Here is an 18363-nt window from a genome sequence, read left to right on the forward strand (position 1 = left end):
CCCTGGCCGTGGTCATGGGCTTCTTTACGTGGCTGGCGTCCCTTATCCGGCGCCGCGGTGTTGCCGGTGCAGCCATCCGGGGAGCCATGGCCTCTTACGATGAGGCATTCCATGGGACTGCTCACGAATCTCACTATGAGATCCAGGCGCAAGCAGAACGTAAGGTGCCGATACTCTCGCCTGACGACCCATGGAGGCCGGGCCGTGGCGAAGCCGGTCAGCTGGGCGAGGGGGGCCTACGGCCTCTTCGGCCGCGTCCTCGCCGTCCGCGGCGCGGTCTTCGTCGCTGGGCCGATCGCCTGGGTCGTGGTCGTTGACGGTTGCCGCTGACCGCTTCGGTGTCATCGGTGCCTCGCTGCGGAGTACCAGACCGAAGGGGACGCCCGCAGGTATGAGGAACCACCCAAGTCGACCACGGCCTGGGTGCTGGCCAGTTCACTGGTTCAACTGTGTTGAGTCCCCTGTGGAGTCCAGCCCGATGGTGACCGTAGGGGGTCTTCGGCGGCGTACCGGATCCAGGTGCCTCCTGAAGTTCCACCCTGATCGTGGACAGCGGTTGCTTACGCTGCGGGGGTGAAGTCTTGTTGCAGCCTGGCTCGGGTTTCGAGTGGGGTGAGGTACCCGAACTCGGGGTGTTTGCGGAGCCTGGTGCGGTTGTACTCGACCTCGATGAAGCGGAAGACATCGGCGCGGGCCGCTTCGCGGCTCTCCCAGACCGTGGTGCCGATCTCCGCTTTCAGCAGTCCGAAAAAGCTCTCGGCTGCGGCATTATCATAACATATACCGGTTCGCCCCATGCTCTGCCTCAGGTTCAACTTCCTTATTTCACGGCGGAATTCGCTGCCCGTGTACTCGCTGCCGCGATCGGCGTGCATGATGCAGTCAGGCTGCAGGCCGCCGAGGGCCGCAGCCATCCGCAGTGCGTCGGTGACCAGCCCGGCGCGGTGATGGTCGGCCATCGCGTACCCGATCACCTCGCGTGTCGCCAGGTCGATGACCGTCGCCAGATACCACCAGCCCTCGATCGTCGGCAGGTACGTGATGTCCCCGACAAGCTTCGTGCCGGGTACGGCCGAGGTGAAGTCGCGGCCGATCAGGTCCGGGGCCGGGGCGGCCCTGGTGTCCTGCTTCGTCAGATGGCGGCGCTTGCGGCGGGTGACGCCACGGATGTCACGCTCGCGCATGATCCGCCCGACCTTCTTCCGGTTGATCGCACGGCCCCCTCGCCGCAGCGCGGCGTGGACGCGCGGGGCACCGTACGCGCCGCGCGAAGCGGCGTTAATCTCCCGTATCTCCTCGGCGAGTTCGTCCTCGGCACGCCGACGCCCGGCGACCGCCGGCCGAGCGGCGAGCCAGGAGCAGCAGGTGGAGCGGTTCAGGCCCGCGACCCGGCACAGCAGACTGACGCTGTAGCCGCCGGGGTTGTCCTCGGCGGCCTTCTCCGCGTCGATGAAGCGGCACAATTGGCCTACTTCATCGTGTCCTTCGCGAAGAAGGCCAGACCTTTTTTCAAGATCTCGATCGTCTGCTGCTGTTCCCGGTTCTCCCGCCGCAGCCGCCGCAGTTCTTCCTTCTCGTCGCTGGTCAGAGCACCCTCGGGGCCCTGGCCCCGGTCGGCCTTGGCCTGCTTGACCCAGCCGCGCAGACTCTCGGGGCTCACTCCGAGGTCCCGGGCGACCTCGGTAACGGTCTTGCCGGAGGCCAGCGCCAGCTCCACGGCATCGCGCTTGAACTCGGCGGTATACCGCTTGCTCATGTTGCTCTTGCTACTCACTACCTGGACTGCTTCCTCCGGGACCCATCCGTCCCAGTATCAGTCTGTCCAGATCAACGGTGGAACTTCAGACCAGTGCCACACCTGGGTGCCGGGCACGCGCTGCATGAGATTGCCGGCCGGATCGCGTGGGTCGAGAAGCGAAGAAGGGTAAGGCTCACTTTGCTCGCGCGGTCATTGCTGCCCGTGACCACAGCCGGGCGGCCGTCCCGCCCGCCGCGGCGCACCGGGACAATGCAGCACATGGACATCACCGACCTCACCGGGCTGACGGCCCGCGCTCTGCGCCTCGCCGTCCCCGGACACCGCCGCATCCTTGGCATCGCGGGCCCGCCCGGAGCCGGAAAGTCCACCCTGGCCGCACAACTCGTCGATGCCCTCGACGGGCTCGCCGTCCTCGTCCCCATGGACGGCTTCCACCTCGCCCGGGCCGAGTTGGAACGGCTCGGCCGCGCCGGGCGCAAGGGAGCCCCCGACACCTTCGACGCCGCCGGATACGCGGCCCTGCTCCGGCGCCTGCGCCACCCGGAACCGGAAACCACCGTGTACGCCCCCGCCTTCGACCGCGCCCTGGAGGAGCCGATCGCCGGGGCCGTCCCCGTACCCCCGGACGTCCCGCTGGTCGTGACCGAGGGCAATTACCTCCTGCACGACGAAGGGGCCTGGGCGCCCGTGCGCGGGCTGCTGGACGAGGCGTGGTTCCTGGAACTCGACCCGGACCTGCGGGTGCGCCGCCTCGTCGACCGGCATGTGCGGTTCGGCAAGCCGCGGCCGTACGCGGAGCGCTGGGTGGCCGAGTCCGACGAGATCAACGCGCGCCTGATCGAGCGGGGCCGCCCCCGCGCCGGTCTTCTCGTACGGCTGCACCCGGAAGTACGGCTGCACCCGGAAACCTGACCCCCGCTCGCGTGGACCGGCACGCACGGGCAGGATGCTGTATGCCGCGTCGCGTCGCCAGGAGGTCCCGCATGTCCAGCCCCAGCCAGCCCGTACCGTTCACCGCCGAGGACTACCGGGCCCGGATGGCGCGTGCCGCCGGGGCCGCCGCCGAGGCCGGGCTCGCGGGAGTGCTCGTCGCCCCCGGACCCGATCTGGTGTACCTCACCGGCTACCGGCCCGTGAACACCGAACGCCTCACCGTCCTGGTCCTCGCGGCCGGCCAGGACCCGGTCCTCGTCGTCCCGACCCTGGAGGCCCCGGACGCCGAGAAGTCCGTCGGCGCACCGGCCCTCACCCTGCGGGACTGGACCGACGGCAAGGACCCGTACGCCGTCACCGCCCCGCTGCTCGACGGCCGGGGCCGGTTCGGGGTAAGCGACAACGCCTGGGCGATGCATCTGCTCGGACTGCAGCAGACGCTCCCGGACACCACGTACGTCTCCCTCACCGAGGCCCTGCCGATGCTGCGCGCGGTGAAGGACGCCGCTGAGCTGGAGCGGATCGCGGCCGCCGGGGCCGCCGCCGACGCCACGTACGGCGAGATCCTCAAGGTGCGCTTCGCCGGCCGCAAGGAGACCGACATCGCCGCCGATCTGGCCGGTCTGCTCAAGGAGTTCGGGCACTCGCAGGTGGACTTCACCGTCGTCGGCTCGGGGCCGAACGGCGCCAATCCGCACCACGAGGCGGGCGAGCGCACCATCGAGCGGGGCGACATGGTCGTGCTCGACTTCGGCGGCCTCAAGCACGGCTACGGCTCCGACACCTCACGTACGGTCCATGTCGGCGAACCCACCGCCGAGGAGCAGCGGGTCCACGACATCGTGCGCGAGGCCCAGGAAGCGGGCTGCAACGCGGTCAGGCCCGGCGTCGCCTGCCAGGAGATCGACCGGGCCGCCCGCGCCGTCATCACCGAGTTCGGCTACGGCGAGCGCTTCATCCACCGCACCGGCCACGGCATCGGCGTCACCACTCACGAACCGCCCTACATGATCGAGGGCGAGGAACGGCTGCTGGTGCCCGGGATGTGCTTCTCCGTGGAGCCGGGCGTCTATCTGCCGGGCCGGTTCGGAGTCCGGATCGAGGACATCGTGACCGTGACCGAGGACGGCGGCCGACGCCTCAACAGCACCCCGCGCGAGATGGCGATCGTCGAGTAGCGCCCGGCCGGCCGCTACCGGTCGCGGTCGCTCAGCCGCTCCAGGACGTCGTACGGATACGGCAGCGGACGGGCGCTCGCGGCGTCCAGCCTCGCTGTCTGATCGGCCGTCAGCTCCCAGCCCACGGCGCCGAGATTGTCGGTGAGCTGCTCGATCGTGCGCGCCCCGACGATGGGGGCGGTGACGCCCGGCCGCCCGAGCAGCCAGCTCAGTGCGACCTGGGCGGGGGTGCGGCCGGCTTCCTCGGCCACGGCCAGGACGGCGTCCACGACCTGCCAGGTCTCCTCGTTGTCCCTGCGTTGCCAGTCGTCGCCCCCGCTCGCCCGGTTGCGGGCCGCGCGGGAGTCGGCGGGCGCGTCCGCCATGCCGCGCCGGTACTTGCCGGACAGCCAGCCGCCGTCCAGCGGCGACCACGGGATGATCCCGAGACCCTCCCGTACGCTCAACGGCGCCAGCTCCCACTCGACCTCGCGGTGCAGGAGGTTGTAGAGCGGCTGGAGGCAGACGTACGGTGTCCGGCCGAGGTGCCCGGCGAGATCGAGGGACCGCTGGAGCTGCGAGGCGGCGAGGTTGCTCGCACCGAGGTAGCGCACCTTGCCCGACCCGACCAGGGTGTCGAGCGTGGCCAAGGTCTCCTCGATCGGTGTGTTCGCGTCCCAGAGATGGGTCTGGTAGAGGTCGATGTAGTCCGTGCCCAGACGCCGCAGGCTTGCCTCGACGGCCGAGAGGATGTGTTTGCGGCTCAGCCCGGCGTCGTTGGGGGAGTCGCTCATCGGTGCCCACACCTTGGTCGCGATGACGAGACCGTCGCGGTCCTGCCCCTTGAGCCAGCGGCCCAGCACCTCCTCCGATCCACCGCGGTCGTACATGTCCGCCGTGTCGATGAAGGTGCCGCCCGCCTCGGTGAAGGTGTTGAGGATGCGGTGGGCGGCCGCTTCGTCGCCCGCCCTGGTGAACGTCATGGTCCCCAGGCACAGTTCGCTGACGCGCAGCCCTGTCCTGCCGAGAAATCGCTGCTTCATGGTCATGACCGTACGAGTTGGAGCGCACCCGAGGACAAGGGTTTCGCGCTTTGCCGCGCGCCCCGGAGCTCAGTCGTCGGCCAGAACCACGCAGGACTCCGGGGGCAGATGCAGCAGCCCGTCGCGGCCCGGGACCTCCACCCGCTCCCACGCGGCCACCACCCTGCCCGCGCCGCCCCGGCGACGGCCGCCGCCCAGCGCGATCGTGGCCGGTTTCTCGTCGAGGTTGACGGCGATCCGCAGATCGCCCCTGCGGTACGCCAGCCAGCGCGCCTGCTCGTCGTGGGCGGTGCGCACCGAGGCCAGGTCGGGGTCGGAGAGGTCGGGCAGAGTACGGCGCAGTGCGATCAGCTCGCGGTACCAGGCGTGCAGACGGGCGTGTGGCTCCTGTGCCGGTTCGCTCCAGTCCAGACAGGAACGGTTCCGGGTGGCAGGGTCCTGCGGGTCCGGAATGTCCTCCCCGGCCCAGCCGTGCGCCGCGAACTCCCGGCGTCTGCCGCTCCGGACGGCCTCGGCGAGTGCGGGGTCGGTGTGGTCGGTGAAGAACTGCCAGGGGGTGCGGGCGCCCCACTCCTCGCCCATGAACAGCATCGGGGTGAAGGGCCCTGTCAGTACGAGGGCCGCGGCGCAGGCCAGCAGTCCGGGGGAGAGGGTGGCGGAGAGCCGGTCGCCCAGGGCCCGGTTGCCGATCTGGTCATGGGTCTGGGCGTAGCCGACGAAGCGGTGGGCCGGGGTGCGGACGATGTCGACGGGGCGGCCGTGGCTGCGGCCGCGGAAGCTGGAGTACGTACCGTTGTGGAAGAACGCGCTGGTCACGGTCTTGGCGAGGGCGGCCAGCGGGGCGGCGGCGAAGTCCTCGTAATAGCCCTGGGACTCACCGGTCAGCGCGGTGTGCAGAGCGTGGTGGAAGTCGTCGTTCCACTGGGCGTGCAGTCCGGTGCCGCCCGATTCGCGCGGTGTCGTGGTCCGCGGATCGCAGAGGTCGGACTCGGCGATCAGTGAGAGCGGACGGCCGAGTTCGGCGGCGAGCGCGTCGGTCGCCGTGGACAGCTCCTCCAGGAACGTCAGCGCCCGGGTGTCGGCCAGGGCATGGACCGCGTCCAGCCGCAGCCCGTCCAGCCGGTAGTCCCGCAGCCAGGCGAGCGCGCTGCCCAGCAGATACGCCCGCACCTCGTCCGAACCCGGCGCGTCCAGGTTGACCGCCGCGCCCCACGGCGTGTGGTGGGTCTCGGTGAAGTACGGGCCGAAGGCCGGGAGGTAATTGCCGGACGGGCCCAGGTGGTTGTGGACCACGTCCAGGACGACGGCGAGCCCGAGACCGTGCGCCGTGTCGACAAAGCGCTTGAGCCCCTCCGGGCCGCCGTACGGCTCGTGCACGGCCCAGAGCGACACCCCCTCGTACCCCCAACCGTGGGTGCCGGGAAAGGGGCAGACCGGCATCAGCGACACATGGGTGATGCCCAGCTCGGCGAGATGGCCGAGCCGGGCCGCCGCGGCGTCGAAGGTGCCCTCGTGGGTGTACGTACCGATGTGCAGCTCGTACAGGACGGCGCCCGCCAGCCCGCGGCCCGCCCATTCGTTGCGCCAGGCGTACGCCGAATGGTCGACGACGGCGCTCTCGCCGTCCGGCCCGTCCGGCTGGCGGCGCGAGCGCGGATCGGGCAGCACGGTCCCATCGGCCCCGCCGCTCCCGCTCCCACCCCCCGTCAGCACGAAGCCGTAGCGGTCCCCGTCCGACGCCTCCGCCTCGGCCGTCCACCACCCGTCCCGCGCGGGATCACGCTCCATGGCCCGCAGCGCACCCGCCAGCCGCAGTCCGACCAAGTCCGCAACCGGTGCCCATACCTCGAACAGCATGCAACGCTCCTCGTCTCCTCGCTCCCGTGCCCCATGGTCGGCATCAGCCGCGGCGACTGACTCGCGACACTGGATCGAGCCCGTTACTGGCGATTAAGGTCTGGTCCTGATCACTGCCCCGTCGGGTTCTGCTCAATACGCATCAATACGCACTCCTTAATACGCACTGCTCAATACGCACTCCCTCTGATGGCCGTGGAGGCCGAGATGACTGTGCCGTCGTTCCCGCCCGGCTTCCTCTGGGGAGCCTCCGCCTCCGCTTTCCAGACCGAAGGGGCGTCCGACACCGACGGCAAGGGCCCCTCCGGCTGGGACGCCTTCGCCGCTCAGCCCGGACGGATCAAGGACGGCACCGACACCACCCGCGGAACCGGCTTCCACCGGCGCTACCGCGAGGACATCGCCCTCCTGGCCGGACTCGGCGCCGACGCCTTCCGCTTCTCCGTCAGCTGGCCGCGCGTGGTGCCCGGCGGCAGCGGAGCCGTCAACCCGCAGGGGCTCGACTTCTACGACCGCCTCGTCGACGAACTCTGCGTCCACGGCATCACCCCGGCCCCCACCCTCTACCACTGGGACACCCCGCTCCCGCTGGAGGAGGTGGGCGGCTGGCTCAACCGGGACACGGCCTACCGCTTCGCCGAGTACGCGGGCATCGTCGCCGAGCGCCTCGCCGATCGCGTACCGATGTGGATCACCATCAACGAACCGGCCGAGGTGACGCTGCTCGGCTACGCGCTCGGCGAGCACGCACCGGGCCGCACCCTCCTCTTCGACGCCCTGCCCGCCGCCCACCACCAACTCCTCGCCCACGGCCTGGCCGTGCGCGCGCTGCGCGGCGCGGGCGCGGACAACATCGGCGTCGCCGTCTCGCACACCCCCGTCTGGACCGCAGGGGACACCGACGAGGACCGCCTGGGCGCGGAGCTGTACGACACGATCACCAACTGGATGTTCGCCGACCCGATCCTCACCGGCCGCTACCCCGACGAGAACTTCGCCGCGCTGATGCCCGGCCCGGTCGGGGACGACCTGTCGACCATCTCCACCCCGCTCGACTGGTACGGAGTCAACTACTACAGCCCCACCCTCGTCGGAGCCCCCGGCGCGGAGGCCCTGGACTCCTTCTCCGGCTTCGGGATGCCCACCGGACTCCCCTTCGGCATCCGGGAGATAGAGGGCTACGAGAAGACCGACTTCGGCTGGCCCGTCGTCCCCGACGGCCTGCGCGAAACCCTCGTACAGCTCGACGGCCGCTACGGCGACCGCCTCCCGCCGCTCTACATCACCGAGAACGGCTGCGCGGTCGACGAGCCGGCCAGGGACACCCGCCGGATCTCCTACCTCGAAGGACATCTGAAGGCCCTGCGGACGGCGATCGACGCGGGCATCGACGTGCGCGGCTACTTCACCTGGTCGCTCACCGACAACATCGAGTGGACCGAGGGCGCAGGCAAGCGGTTCGGCCTGGTCCACATCGACTACGAGACACTGCGCCGGACGCCCAAGGACTCGTACATCTGGTACCGCGACCTGATCCGTACACAGAAGACCGGCTCCGGCTCCGGCTCCGGCGCCGACACCGGCTCCGGCGGATCAGCCCACTGAGACGCCGACCATCATCTTCCGCTTCCCCGGCAACCTGTCTTGACCCACCACCTCACCGCGCCGAGTGGCACACCACACGTGACATCCTCCGGGGTACCGTCCACCGGATCAATCCCAGACCATGTCGAAGCTGCGCTCGAAGTTCACGTACCCCAGGCGTTCGAAGGACCTGGCCATCGGGACGTTGTCGAGGTCGGTCCTGGCGCGGATCCGTTCCACCCCGTCCTGCGCGGCCAGCACCCTGGTTCCCTCGGCGAGGATGTCGTCGATGTAGCCGTGGCCGCGCAGGGCGGGCAGCACACCGATGTAGGCGATGACCGGGTTGTAGCTGTTGCGCGCCGGGACCACGAACCCGACCGGTTCACCGTCGGGGAGTTCGGCGATGCGCCACCATTCCCGTGGTGTCGTGTACGTCGCCAGCTCCTCGTCGTAGTGCTTCTCTGCCGCCTCGCGGGCGCTGAGTCCGGAGGCCAGGTCGGCCCGGCCGTGGGCGTCGAGGGTGCCCTCCATCACCGGTGTCATCAGCGCGAGAAGATCCTCCCGCCCGTCGACCGGGCGGAACCGCAGCCGGCCGCTTTCGGCGGGGACCGGCGTACCGGCGCGCCACTCCAGGCGCAGCCGCTCGACCAGCATCCGCGCACCGGAGCGCTCCATGACCCGTATCCGGGTCTCGACGGCATCACGGACCGCCGGGTCCTCGCGCCAGTCGGCCGGTACGAATCGTCCGTACTCGGGCCGTGGGATGCCCGCGGGCACGACCGCTGCCGTCGCCGCCTCCAGCAGCCGCAGGCCCGCCTCGCCGCGTTCGGGCTCGGGCAGGGTGTCGTCGAGGTCGAAGAAGTCGAGGAACAGGGGTACGTCACCGCCCCGGCTCCACCAGGCGATCCGCGCCACGACGCGCTCGCCGCGCAGCGCCACCCACATCCACCCGGGACGGCGGCGTCCGCTCTCCAGGTCCTCGGCGAGTTCGTGGTCGAGAACGTACGACAGACGGCAGAAGAGCTCCAGCTCCTGCGGACCGGCGAGCGGACGGATGGTCAACTGCTGTGGTGCAGAGGTCACAAAGTCTCCTTGAGGTGCGCAACGGCGCAACAGGCCCCCGCGATCGGCGGGCGGCACGCGGCGGGTGACATTAGCAACGTCCTGCCGGCACCGCCCGGCATTTACGGAGCGGGTGTTCCGCGCAGGTCAGGGGGGCGGAAAGCGGGGTTGTTCTGGACACTCCGGCCCGGTCGGCCCGACAATTGGCTCCGTGACGTCCCCCTTCGAGTTCCACACGTATCCCGCGCGGCTGTCCGACGCCCAGCGCGACCGTGTTCTCGGCGTGCTCAGAGACGGCGCGGCACAGGGCAAGCTGTCCCACGACACCTTCATGCGGCGCATGGAACTGGCCCTCACCGCACGGCGCTCGGAGGAGCTGGAGGCGCTCACCGCCGACCTGGAGAGCGAGGGCCGCTGGGCGCGGCGGATACTCCGGGTCGTGAGCGGGGTGTCCGGCTTCCCCGGCCGGGTGCGCCGGGTCTGGCAGACCGAACGGCTCCCGAAGCTCCTGCTCCCCACACCGAGCCCGTACCCCCTGCTGATCGGCCGCGATCCGGGCAACGGCCTGCGGCTCAACCATGAGACCGTCTCCCGGCTCCACGCGGAACTGACCGTGCAGGACGGCCGCTGGCTGCTGCGCGACCTCGGTTCGACCAACGGCACCTGCGTCAACGGCCAGCGGGTCACCGGCACGGTCCCGGTCCGCGACGGCGACCAGGTGAGCTTCGGACGGATGAGCTTCCGCCTCTCGGCGCCGGTCCTCGGCCCCCCTGCCTGAGGGCAGGCCGCATCGGCCGGTTCCGGCGTCCCGCGTGACGGTCAGCCGACTGCTCACTCGCGGTCCGCGGACCCTTCTTGTTCGTCCCGGCTGAGCAGCGCCACCGGCCGCTCGGCGAAGAGCTCCGCCGACGCGACCGAGGCCCCGGTGAACTTCCGGCCGGGTGACAACAGATCCGTCCACGGCCCCTCGTCCGGCAGTGTCAGCTCCGTCCCGCGCCAGCCGCCCGACTCCGCCAGCCGCAACGACAGCCGGGTCACCGCGGTGACCACCTCGCCCGAGCGGCAGAAGGCCAGACAGTGCGCCGCCGCCGGGCCGTGCGCGTCCAACGGTGCGTACGTGCCCGACTCGCCGAACACCTCGGGCCGCTCGCGCCGCAGCCGCAACGCTGCCGCGGTGAGTTCGCCCTTCTCGCCCAGGGCCCCGTCCCCGGCCGGCGCTCCGAACGGCCGCCGGTTGTCCGGATCGACCAGCGCCAGATACTCCCGCTCCGTGCCCTGATACAGATCCGGCACCCCCGGCATCGTCAACTGCACCAGCGCCGCGCCGAGCACATTGGCCCGTACGTGCGGGTCCAGGCCGCCTGCGAACCGCTCCAGCGCCTCGCGCACCGGGCCGTCGTCGGCGGCCGGTCCCGCAGCGACGAAGTCCGTCACCGCCCGCTCGTACGCCGCGTCCGGCTCGGTCCAGCTGGTGAAGAGCCCCGACTCGCGGACCGCCTTCAGCAGCGCGGGCTCCAGCCGGCCCGCCATCTCCCGGACCGGCAGCTTCACGCAGCCGAAGGCCGTCTGCCACGCCTGCCAGGCGAGCTGCGCATCGGGCGCGGCCGCGGGCGTCGCCCGCTCCAGCTCCACCAGCAGCTCGGACCACCGCCCCGGACACTGGGTCAACACCGCGACCCGGGCCCGGACGTCGGCGCTCCGCTTGGTGTCGTGCGTGGTCAGCGCCGTGCCCGTGGCCGGCCAGTCGCGCGCCAGCCGGGCGCAGAAGGCATGGAACTCCTCCGGCGTCACCGCAGGCTGCCCGGGATCGCCGCCCACCTCGTTGGCCGAGATCAGCGGTACGTACCGGTAGAACGCCGTGTCCTCGACCGACTTGGCGCGCAACGCCGAGGCGGTCTGGGCGAACCGGGCGCAGAACGCCGCCCGGTCGGGCCCGCCGCCCATCCGCCCCAGCGCCAACTCCCGCACCACGTCGACGGCCGAGGCCTCCTCCGGAACGGAGAACACCGCCTTCGCATCCCGTACGGCCGCATCCGTCAGCGTCGCCTCCGCCGCCTCCGTGCGGGGACCGCCCGCTGTCGCATAGGGGCGGTAGACGGGTACGCGTACGAGCAGTTCACGCACGGCGGTGTGCAGCGTCCACGGGGCGTGGTCGCGCAGCGCGAGGTCCCCGGCGCAGATGCGCGCGGCCAGCCGGGTCAGCAGCGCGGTCTCGGCGGCCAGCTCATGCGTCACCACCCGGTACGCGGCCCGGCGCACGGTCGACGGCCAGTCACCGCCGCGGTCCCCGGCGGGTCCCGCGTACTCCCGGTAGCGGCCGACCAGCTCCGCGGCGCCCATCGGATCGACGAAGAGTCCGTCGATCCGGTGCAGCACGTCGTACCCGGTCGTCCCCGCGACGGCCCAGCCCGCGGGCAGCGGCTCGGTACGGCCGAGGATCTTCTCGACCACCGTCCACCGCCCGCCGGTCGCCGCCGAGAGCCGCTCCAGATAGGCCGCGGGATCGGCGAGCCCGTCGGGGTGGTCGATGCGCAGCCCTTCGACGACCCCGTCCCGGACCAGTTCGAGGATCTTGCCGTGGGTGGCGGCAAAGACCTCGGGGTCCTCCACCCGTACGCCGATGAGATCGGAAATGGTGAAGAACCGCCGGTAGTTCAGCTCGGTACGGGCCAGCCGCCACCAGCCGAGCCGGTAGTGCTGGGCATCCAGCAGCTCGGGCAGCGGCAACCGGGCGGTGCCGGCCCGCAGCGGGAACTCCTGTTCGCCGTGGCGCAGCACCTCGCCGTCGACCCGGAACCCGTCGATCTCGTCGCCGATCCGCCCGGCGAGCACCGGCAGCAGCACCTTGCCGCCGCCCGCCTCCCAGTCGATGTCGAACCAGCGGGCGTACGGGGACTCGGGGCCCTCGCGCAGCACCTCCCACAGCGCGTGGTTGTGGCGGGGGACGGCGGCCATGTGGTTCGGCACGATGTCCACGACCAGCCCGAGACCGTGCTCACGCGCCGTGCGGGCCAGCTCCCGCAGCCCCTCCTCACCGCCCAGCTCGGCCCGTACCCGGCCGTGGTCGACGACGTCGTAGCCGTGTCTGGAGCCGGGCACGGCCTCCAGGACCGGGGACAGATGCAGATGCGAGACGCCGAGCGCGGCGAGATACGGCACGGCGTGTCCGGCGGCCGAGAACGGGAAGTCCGGCTGGAGCTGGAGCCGGTAGGTGGCGGTGGGCGTCATGCGCCGTTACGTACCCAGCCTGGCCGCTTCTGTGTCACCGAACACCGCAAAGGGCTCGACCGGCGGTGTCGTCGGCCGCTGCCCGGACCGGCGGACGGGACCTACGCCGGCCGCTGCAGCACCGCCATGCTCCGCCCGACCAGCGTCACCCGTTCGCCCGCCGACACCTTCGGCCCCGAACCGGGAAGCACCCCGGCCGGGCGCGCCGTGTCGACTACCACCATCCACTGCCGGCCGTGATTCACCGGAACGGAGAATTCCAGCGGCTCGGCACTCGCGTTGAACATCAGCAGGAACGAGTCGTCGGAGATCCGCTCGCCGCGCGGCCCCGGTTCCGAGATCGCGTGGCCGTTGAGGAAGACCGTCAGCGCCTTGGCATGCGCGGCCTGCCAGTCCCGCTGCTTCATCTCGCCGCCCGCGGGCGTGAACCACGCGATGTCCGAGAGCTCGTCGTGCGTGCCCTCGACCGGACGGCCGTGGAAGAACCGGCGGCGCCGGAAGACCGGATGGTCGCGGCGGAGCCAGACCATCGCGCGGGTGAACTCCAGCAGACTGCTGCCGAGGCCGTCCCCATCGGCCGGAGCGTCCTCGTCCGTATCGTCCGTGCCGCCCCCCCTGACCGCGGCCGGTTCGGGCCAGTGCACCCAGGACAACTCGCTGTCCTGGCAGTACGCGTTGTTGTTGCCGCGCTGCGTACGCGCGAACTCGTCGCCGTGGCTCAGCATCGGCACGCCCTGCGAGAGCATCAGCGTGGCGATGAAGTTACGCATCTGCCGTTCGCGCAGCTCCAGCACCTCCGGCTGGTCCGTCTCGCCCTCGGCGCCGCAGTTCCAGGACCGGTTGTGGCTCTCGCCGTCCCGGTTGCCCTCGCCGTTCGCCTCGTTGTGCTTGTCGTTGTACGAGACCAGGTCATGCAGCGTGAATCCGTCGTGGCAGGTGGTGAAGTTGATCGAGGCGAGCGGCCGGCGTCCGTCGTCCTGGTAGAGGTCGGACGACCCCGTCAGCCGCCCGGCGAACTCCGCGAGGGTCCGCGGCTCGCCCCGCCACAGGTCCCGCACGGTGTCCCGGTACTTGCCGTTCCACTCGGTCCACAGCGGAGGGAAGTTCCCCACCTGGTAGCCGCCCTCGCCCACGTCCCACGGTTCGGCGATCAGCTTCACCTGGCTGACCACCGGGTCCTGCTGCACCAGGTCGAAGAACGACGACAGCCGGTCCACCTCGTGGAACTGCCGGGCCAGGGTGGCCGCCAGATCGAAGCGGAAGCCGTCCACATGCATCTCCGTGACCCAGTACCGCAGCGAGTCCATGATCAGCTGGAGTACGTGCGGCGACCGCATCAGCAGGGAGTTCCCGGTCCCCGTGGTGTCCATGTAGTACCGCTGGTCGTCCGCGAGCCGGTAGTACGAGGCATTGTCCAGACCCCGGAAAGAGAGCGTCGGACCCAGGTGGTTGCCCTCCGCGGTGTGGTTGTAGACCACGTCGAGAATCACCTCGATGCCGGCCTGATGCAGCGCCCGCACCGCCTGCTTGAACTCCAGCACCTGCTCACCGCGGTCCCCCCAGGAGGCGTACGCGTTGTGCGGGGCGAAGAAGCCGATGGTGTTGTAACCCCAGTAATTGGCCAGACCCGAATCCGCCAGCCGGTGGTCCTGGACGAACTGGTGAACCGGCATCAATTCGATCGCCGTGACGCCCAGTTCCGTCAGATGGGCGATCACCTCCGGATGGGCCAGCCCCGCGTACGTCCCGCGCAGTTCCTTCGGCAGCCCCGGATGGAGCATCGTCAGACCCTTCACATGGGCCTCGTAGATCACCGTGCGGTGGTAGTCCGTACGGGGCCGCCGGTCGTCGCCCCAGTCGAAGTACGGGTTGACCACGACCGAGGTCATGGTGTGCGGCGCCGAGTCGAGATCGTTGCGCGCGTCGGGCCGGCCGAACGGATAGCCGTACACCGCCTCGCCCCACTGGATCTGCCCCGCGACAGCCCTGGCGTACGGGTCGAGCAGCAGTTTGGCCGAATTGCAGCGGATGCCGCGCTCCGGTTCGTACGGCCCATGGACCCTAAATCCGTACCGCTGACCGGGCATCACCCCGGGCAGATAGGCATGGCGGACAAAGGCATCGGTCTCCCTGAGCTCCACCGCCGTCTCGGAACCGTCGTCGTGCAGCAGGCACAACTCGATTCGGTTGGCGGCCTCCGAGAAGACCGCGAAATTGGTCCCGGCGCCGTCGTACGTGGCACCGAGGGGATACGCCTGTCCCGGCCAGACCTGCATAGGTTGACTCTTCCACTTCTGATCCGGGTGCCTGGGGCTTGCGGGCTGCTTGAGCCAGATCTTCCCCGAAAGAGGTGCGGCTACCTAAGACGTCGCGCGGACCGGTCAACATCGGGCCTCTCCGTGTCGCCCGGAACCGGAATCCGGGGACCAGGGCGGGTCGAGGACCCGGTCCGGCGCCCGGGATGGGGTGGTTAATCACTATGAATCCGCTCACTACGGAAGATGTTCCCTTCGGGAACGTGCCTGTGTCATAGGGGAGTTGAGTGAGCAGCCTGTGCATCCGGCTGCACCGGCTCCCGCTCGCGGAGTACCCTTCCTTGATCGTTGGTGGGGGAGTGGAAGGCGGTGCGCGGGTGAGCTCGGGAGGGTTCGAGCTGCCCCCAGGTGACGCAGGTCACGAGGGGGACTCAACCGATGCCCCGCCCGGGGCGGTCTCGCTTGCGCAACCCATGGAGATCGGCGCGGAACTGGACTGGGGAGCGGAAGCCTGGGGCGAGGTGCGCACGCGCGCCCAGCGGGCGGGGCGCGCCTACATCTGGCTGAATCTCGTGGAGCAGCGGCTGCGCGCCGTGGTCGCCGCGGTGCTCCGGCCCATCTACGAGCCGGTCCACGGCGAGGACTGGGTGGTGGCCGCCGCCGGACCCGCCGGGCAGGAGTGGGTGCAGCGCGCCGTCGCCGTGCGCGAGGTCTCGCGCCGCAAGGGCTATCTGCTGGACCCGGCCGACGACAACGTTCTCAGCTTCCTCACGCTGCCGCAGCTGCGTGAGCTGATGGTCCAGCACTGGCCGTGCTTCGAGCCCTACTTCGACGACCGGCGCGAGGTGGAGCTGGCCCTCGACGAGCTGGAGGTCGCCCGCAACGTGGTCTCCCGCAACCGCGCCCTGAACGAGGCGGTGCTCGCCCAGGCGGAGCGAGCCTCGGCCCGGCTGCTGGAGATCCTGGGCAGCGGCGCCGCGGTCCCGTCGGCCGACCGGCTCCCGGTGGATGCCGTCGAGGAACTGGTCGGCGACCGGTACGCGGACGTGGTCTCCGTCCACCCCGACCGGGTGCGGCTCCAGCGCCAGCTGCCCGCCGAGGATCTCTTCGGCGGTTCGCGCCGCCTCGACGCGATCGGCATAGGACTCAATCTGCTGGTGCAGAACTTCTCCGGCCGCCGCCTGATCCGCCTCGCGGAGTCGGGCTGCCGGGTCCGGCTGCTCTTCATCAATCCGGCGAGCAGCGCTGTCAAGCGCCGGGAGCGGGAGCTGGGTCTAAAGAAGGGCGAGCTGAGCCGGTCGGTGGAGATGAACATCCTCCACATGCGCCGGGTCCGCTCCAAGCTCCGCGACCCGGGCGCCTTCGAGATCCATGTCTTCGACGAGACGCCACGCTTCACGGCCTATCTGGTGGACGGCGACGGGACGGACGCGGTCGGGGTCGTCCAGCCGTATCTGCGGAGCGCACGGGGCATGGAGGCACCCGTGCTGGTGCTGCGGGGCGGCGGGCGTGCGGTGGTCCGGGCGGGTCAGGACAGCGAGCACGGGCTGTTCGAGACGTACCGCGAGGAATTCGAGTCGGTGTGGACGGACTCCCGGCCCGTCTCCTGAAGGGCTGTTCCTGCAGGGCTGTTCCTGAGGGGCTGTCCGTCCGTTGTCAGTGGTGCATGCGAGGGTGGTCATCACCTGGGGGAGAGCACCACGAAGGAGGTACGGGATGAGCTGGCACCGAGAGGCGCTGGTCGGCTTCGACCTGGAGACGACGGGTACGGAACCGCTGGAGGCCCGGATCGTGACGGCCGCGGTCGTCGGCGTAGGGGGCAGGGACGGGGAGCCGGTGCGGCAGCGCATCTGGCTGGCGGATCCGGGCATCCGGATCCCCGCACAGGCCTCGGCGATCCACGGCATCAGCAGCGAGCGGGCGGCGGCGGAGGGCCGCCCGGCGGGCGAGGTGGTCGACGAGATCGCCGAGACCCTCACCGGCTACTGGCGCCAGGGCGTCCCGGTCGTCGCGTACAACGCGGCCTTCGACCTGACGCTGCTGACGGCGGAGTTGCGGCGGCACGGGCTGCCGTCGCTGAGCGACCGGCTCGACGGGGGCGGGATCGGGCCGGTCATCGACCCGTACACCATCGACCGGGCCGTCGACCGCTACCGCAAGGGCAAGCGCACGCTCGAAGCGGTCTGCGTCGAGTACGGCGTGGTGCACGGCGGAGCGCATGACGCGGCGGCGGATGCGCTGGCCGCGGTCCGGGTGGCGTACGCGATAGCCGAGCGGCACGGCGCGGTGGCCGGGCTGACCGCCGCCGAGCTGCACGAACGCCAGGTGGAGTGGTACGCACAATGGGCGGCCGACTTCCAGCAGTTCCTGCGCCGCAAGGGCACGGCGGATGCGGTGATCGACGGCCACTGGCCCCTGCGAGAACCGGCCCGGGTGACGGGCTCGGAATCCAGGTCCGTCCGGCGCGCGAAAACCAAGCCGTCCGGCGATTGAGGACGCGACGGCCACCGGACGGCCCCGGTCACTCGCGCCCCGGCCCCGGTCACCCGCGTCCTAGAACGGATGCCACCGCACCGCCTCGTCGCCGTCGCGCAGCGACGTCACCCGGCGGCGGAATTCCGCGAGCGCCTTCGGGTTGGTCGGCGCGTGCTGGGACACCCAGGCGCAGCTGGCCGTCTCCCGTGCCCCGCGGAGCACCGCGCAGCCGTCCCACTCGCGGACGTCCCAGCCGTACGCGGCGGTGAACGCGTCGTATGCCTCGGCCGCGAGGCCGTACCGGTCCCGGGACAGCGCGAGCACCACCAGGTCGTGCTCGCGCAAATCCGCGGAGAAGGTCTCCAGATCGACCAGCACCGGCCCGTCCGGGCCGACGTGGACATTACGGGGGAGGGCGTCACCATGGATCGGCCCGGGCGGCAGATGGGGGACCAGCGCGGCCGCGGCCGCCGCGAAGCCGTCGCGGCGCTCGCGCAGATAGCCGGCGTCGGCCGGGTCGATCGCATCGCCCGCGAGCCGCAGCCAGCGCTCGACCCCGCCCAGCAGCTCACGGCGCGGCAGGGTGAACCCCTCCGGGGCAGGCAGTGCGTGGACCTGGGTGAGCAGCCGCGCCAGATCCTGCGGTTCGGCCGGGCGTACGGCCTCGGGCAGCCGGTGCCAGAGGGTCACCGGGTGGCCCTCCACCAGCCGTGCCCCGGGCTCGGCGGCCCGTACGGCCGGGACACCGGAGGCGGCCAGCCATCGGGCGACGGCCACCTCGCGCTCGGCCCGGTCCCGCAGTTCCGGGTGCTGCACGGCGTCCCGGCCGACCTTGACCACCAGGTCGTCCACGGCGAACACCGCGTTCTCACCCAGCGCGAGCAGCTCCGCACCGCCGGACAGTCCGGCGGCGGTCAGCACCTCACGCGCACGCATCTCGTTCATGGCTGCGATTTTCGCATCTGTGCAGGCCGGGTTGACGAACCGACGGCCCGTCAGCACGATGACGA

At 70.8% G+C, this 18363-nt stretch carries 14 protein-coding genes; 6 read left to right on the plus strand and 8 right to left on the minus strand.

The window, feature by feature from the left end:
- Positions 1-560: 560 nt before the first annotated feature.
- Together OG507_RS33390 and OG507_RS33395 are read right to left on the minus strand one after the other, a co-directional pair.
- On the minus strand, positions 561-1463 hold the full coding sequence (locus tag OG507_RS33390; RefSeq protein WP_327370827.1) for an IS3 family transposase: 903 nt from the start codon (positions 1461-1463) through the stop codon (positions 561-563).
- A gap of 5 nt (positions 1464-1468) precedes the next feature.
- Positions 1469-1756, minus strand: a complete 288-nt coding sequence (locus OG507_RS33395; RefSeq protein WP_327370828.1) for a transposase — start codon at positions 1754-1756, stop codon at positions 1469-1471.
- Positions 1757-2017: 261 nt separating this feature from the next.
- Between OG507_RS33395 and OG507_RS33400 the strand changes: the two genes are divergently transcribed.
- Both OG507_RS33400 and OG507_RS33405 read left to right on the plus strand, forming a co-directional pair.
- Positions 2018-2671 carry a nucleoside/nucleotide kinase family protein gene (locus tag OG507_RS33400; RefSeq protein ID WP_327370829.1) on the plus strand — a complete coding sequence of 218 codons (654 nt, stop codon included), beginning with the start codon at positions 2018-2020 and terminating at the stop codon, positions 2669-2671.
- A gap of 71 nt (positions 2672-2742) precedes the next feature.
- A complete protein-coding gene (locus tag OG507_RS33405; RefSeq protein ID WP_327370830.1) occupies positions 2743-3870 on the plus strand; it encodes a M24 family metallopeptidase in 1128 nt (375 codons plus the stop codon).
- 14 nt (positions 3871-3884) lie between these two features.
- On the opposite strand, the gene OG507_RS33410 is transcribed toward OG507_RS33405, so the two are convergent.
- On the minus strand, positions 3885-4892 hold the full coding sequence (locus OG507_RS33410; protein ID WP_327370831.1) for an aldo/keto reductase: 1008 nt from the start codon (positions 4890-4892) through the stop codon (positions 3885-3887).
- Between the two features lie 69 nt (positions 4893-4961).
- Positions 4962-6749, minus strand: coding sequence for a malto-oligosyltrehalose trehalohydrolase (treZ, locus tag OG507_RS33415; protein WP_327370832.1), 1788 nt, complete (start codon positions 6747-6749; stop codon positions 4962-4964).
- A 207-nt stretch (positions 6750-6956) separates the two neighbouring features.
- Here treZ and OG507_RS33420 point away from each other — a divergent pair, with 207 nt between their 5' ends.
- Positions 6957-8354, plus strand: coding sequence for a GH1 family beta-glucosidase (locus tag OG507_RS33420; RefSeq protein WP_327370833.1), 1398 nt, complete (start codon positions 6957-6959; stop codon positions 8352-8354).
- Between the two features lie 108 nt (positions 8355-8462).
- Here the strand turns inward: OG507_RS33420 and OG507_RS33425 are convergent, their stop codons facing one another.
- Positions 8463-9416, minus strand: a complete 954-nt coding sequence (locus OG507_RS33425) for a GNAT family N-acetyltransferase (protein WP_327370834.1) — start codon at positions 9414-9416, stop codon at positions 8463-8465.
- 190 nt (positions 9417-9606) lie between these two features.
- Here OG507_RS33425 and OG507_RS33430 point away from each other — a divergent pair, with 190 nt between their 5' ends.
- The gene (locus OG507_RS33430; RefSeq protein ID WP_327370835.1) at positions 9607-10173 is read left to right on the plus strand and encodes a DUF1707 and FHA domain-containing protein; all 567 of its coding nucleotides are present in this window, start codon (positions 9607-9609) and stop codon (positions 10171-10173) included.
- Positions 10174-10226: 53 nt separating this feature from the next.
- Here OG507_RS33430 and treY read toward each other — a convergent pair whose 3' ends face one another.
- Together treY and glgX are read right to left on the minus strand one after the other, a co-directional pair.
- Positions 10227-12623: a malto-oligosyltrehalose synthase gene (gene treY, locus OG507_RS33435; RefSeq protein ID WP_327370836.1), complete on the minus strand. Its 2397-nt coding sequence runs from the start codon at positions 12621-12623 to the stop codon at positions 10227-10229.
- Between the two features lie 101 nt (positions 12624-12724).
- A complete protein-coding gene (glgX, locus tag OG507_RS33440) occupies positions 12725-14899 on the minus strand; it encodes a glycogen debranching protein GlgX (RefSeq protein WP_327370837.1) in 2175 nt (724 codons plus the stop codon).
- A gap of 356 nt (positions 14900-15255) precedes the next feature.
- Here glgX and OG507_RS33445 point away from each other — a divergent pair, with 356 nt between their 5' ends.
- Together OG507_RS33445 and OG507_RS33450 are read left to right on the plus strand one after the other, a co-directional pair.
- Positions 15256-16488, plus strand: a complete 1233-nt coding sequence (locus OG507_RS33445) for an SAV2148 family HEPN domain-containing protein (RefSeq protein WP_327370838.1) — start codon at positions 15256-15258, stop codon at positions 16486-16488.
- 106 nt (positions 16489-16594) lie between these two features.
- Positions 16595-17371, plus strand: a complete 777-nt coding sequence (locus tag OG507_RS33450; protein WP_327370839.1) for a 3'-5' exonuclease — start codon at positions 16595-16597, stop codon at positions 17369-17371.
- A 60-nt stretch (positions 17372-17431) separates the two neighbouring features.
- Here the strand turns inward: OG507_RS33450 and OG507_RS33455 are convergent, their stop codons facing one another.
- The gene (locus OG507_RS33455; RefSeq protein WP_327370840.1) at positions 17432-18298 is read right to left on the minus strand and encodes a phosphotransferase enzyme family protein; all 867 of its coding nucleotides are present in this window, start codon (positions 18296-18298) and stop codon (positions 17432-17434) included.
- Positions 18299-18363: the final 65 nt, after the last annotated feature.

Source organism: Streptomyces sp. NBC_01217, assembly GCF_035994185.1.
GTDB lineage: Bacteria > Actinomycetota > Actinomycetes > Streptomycetales > Streptomycetaceae > Streptomyces.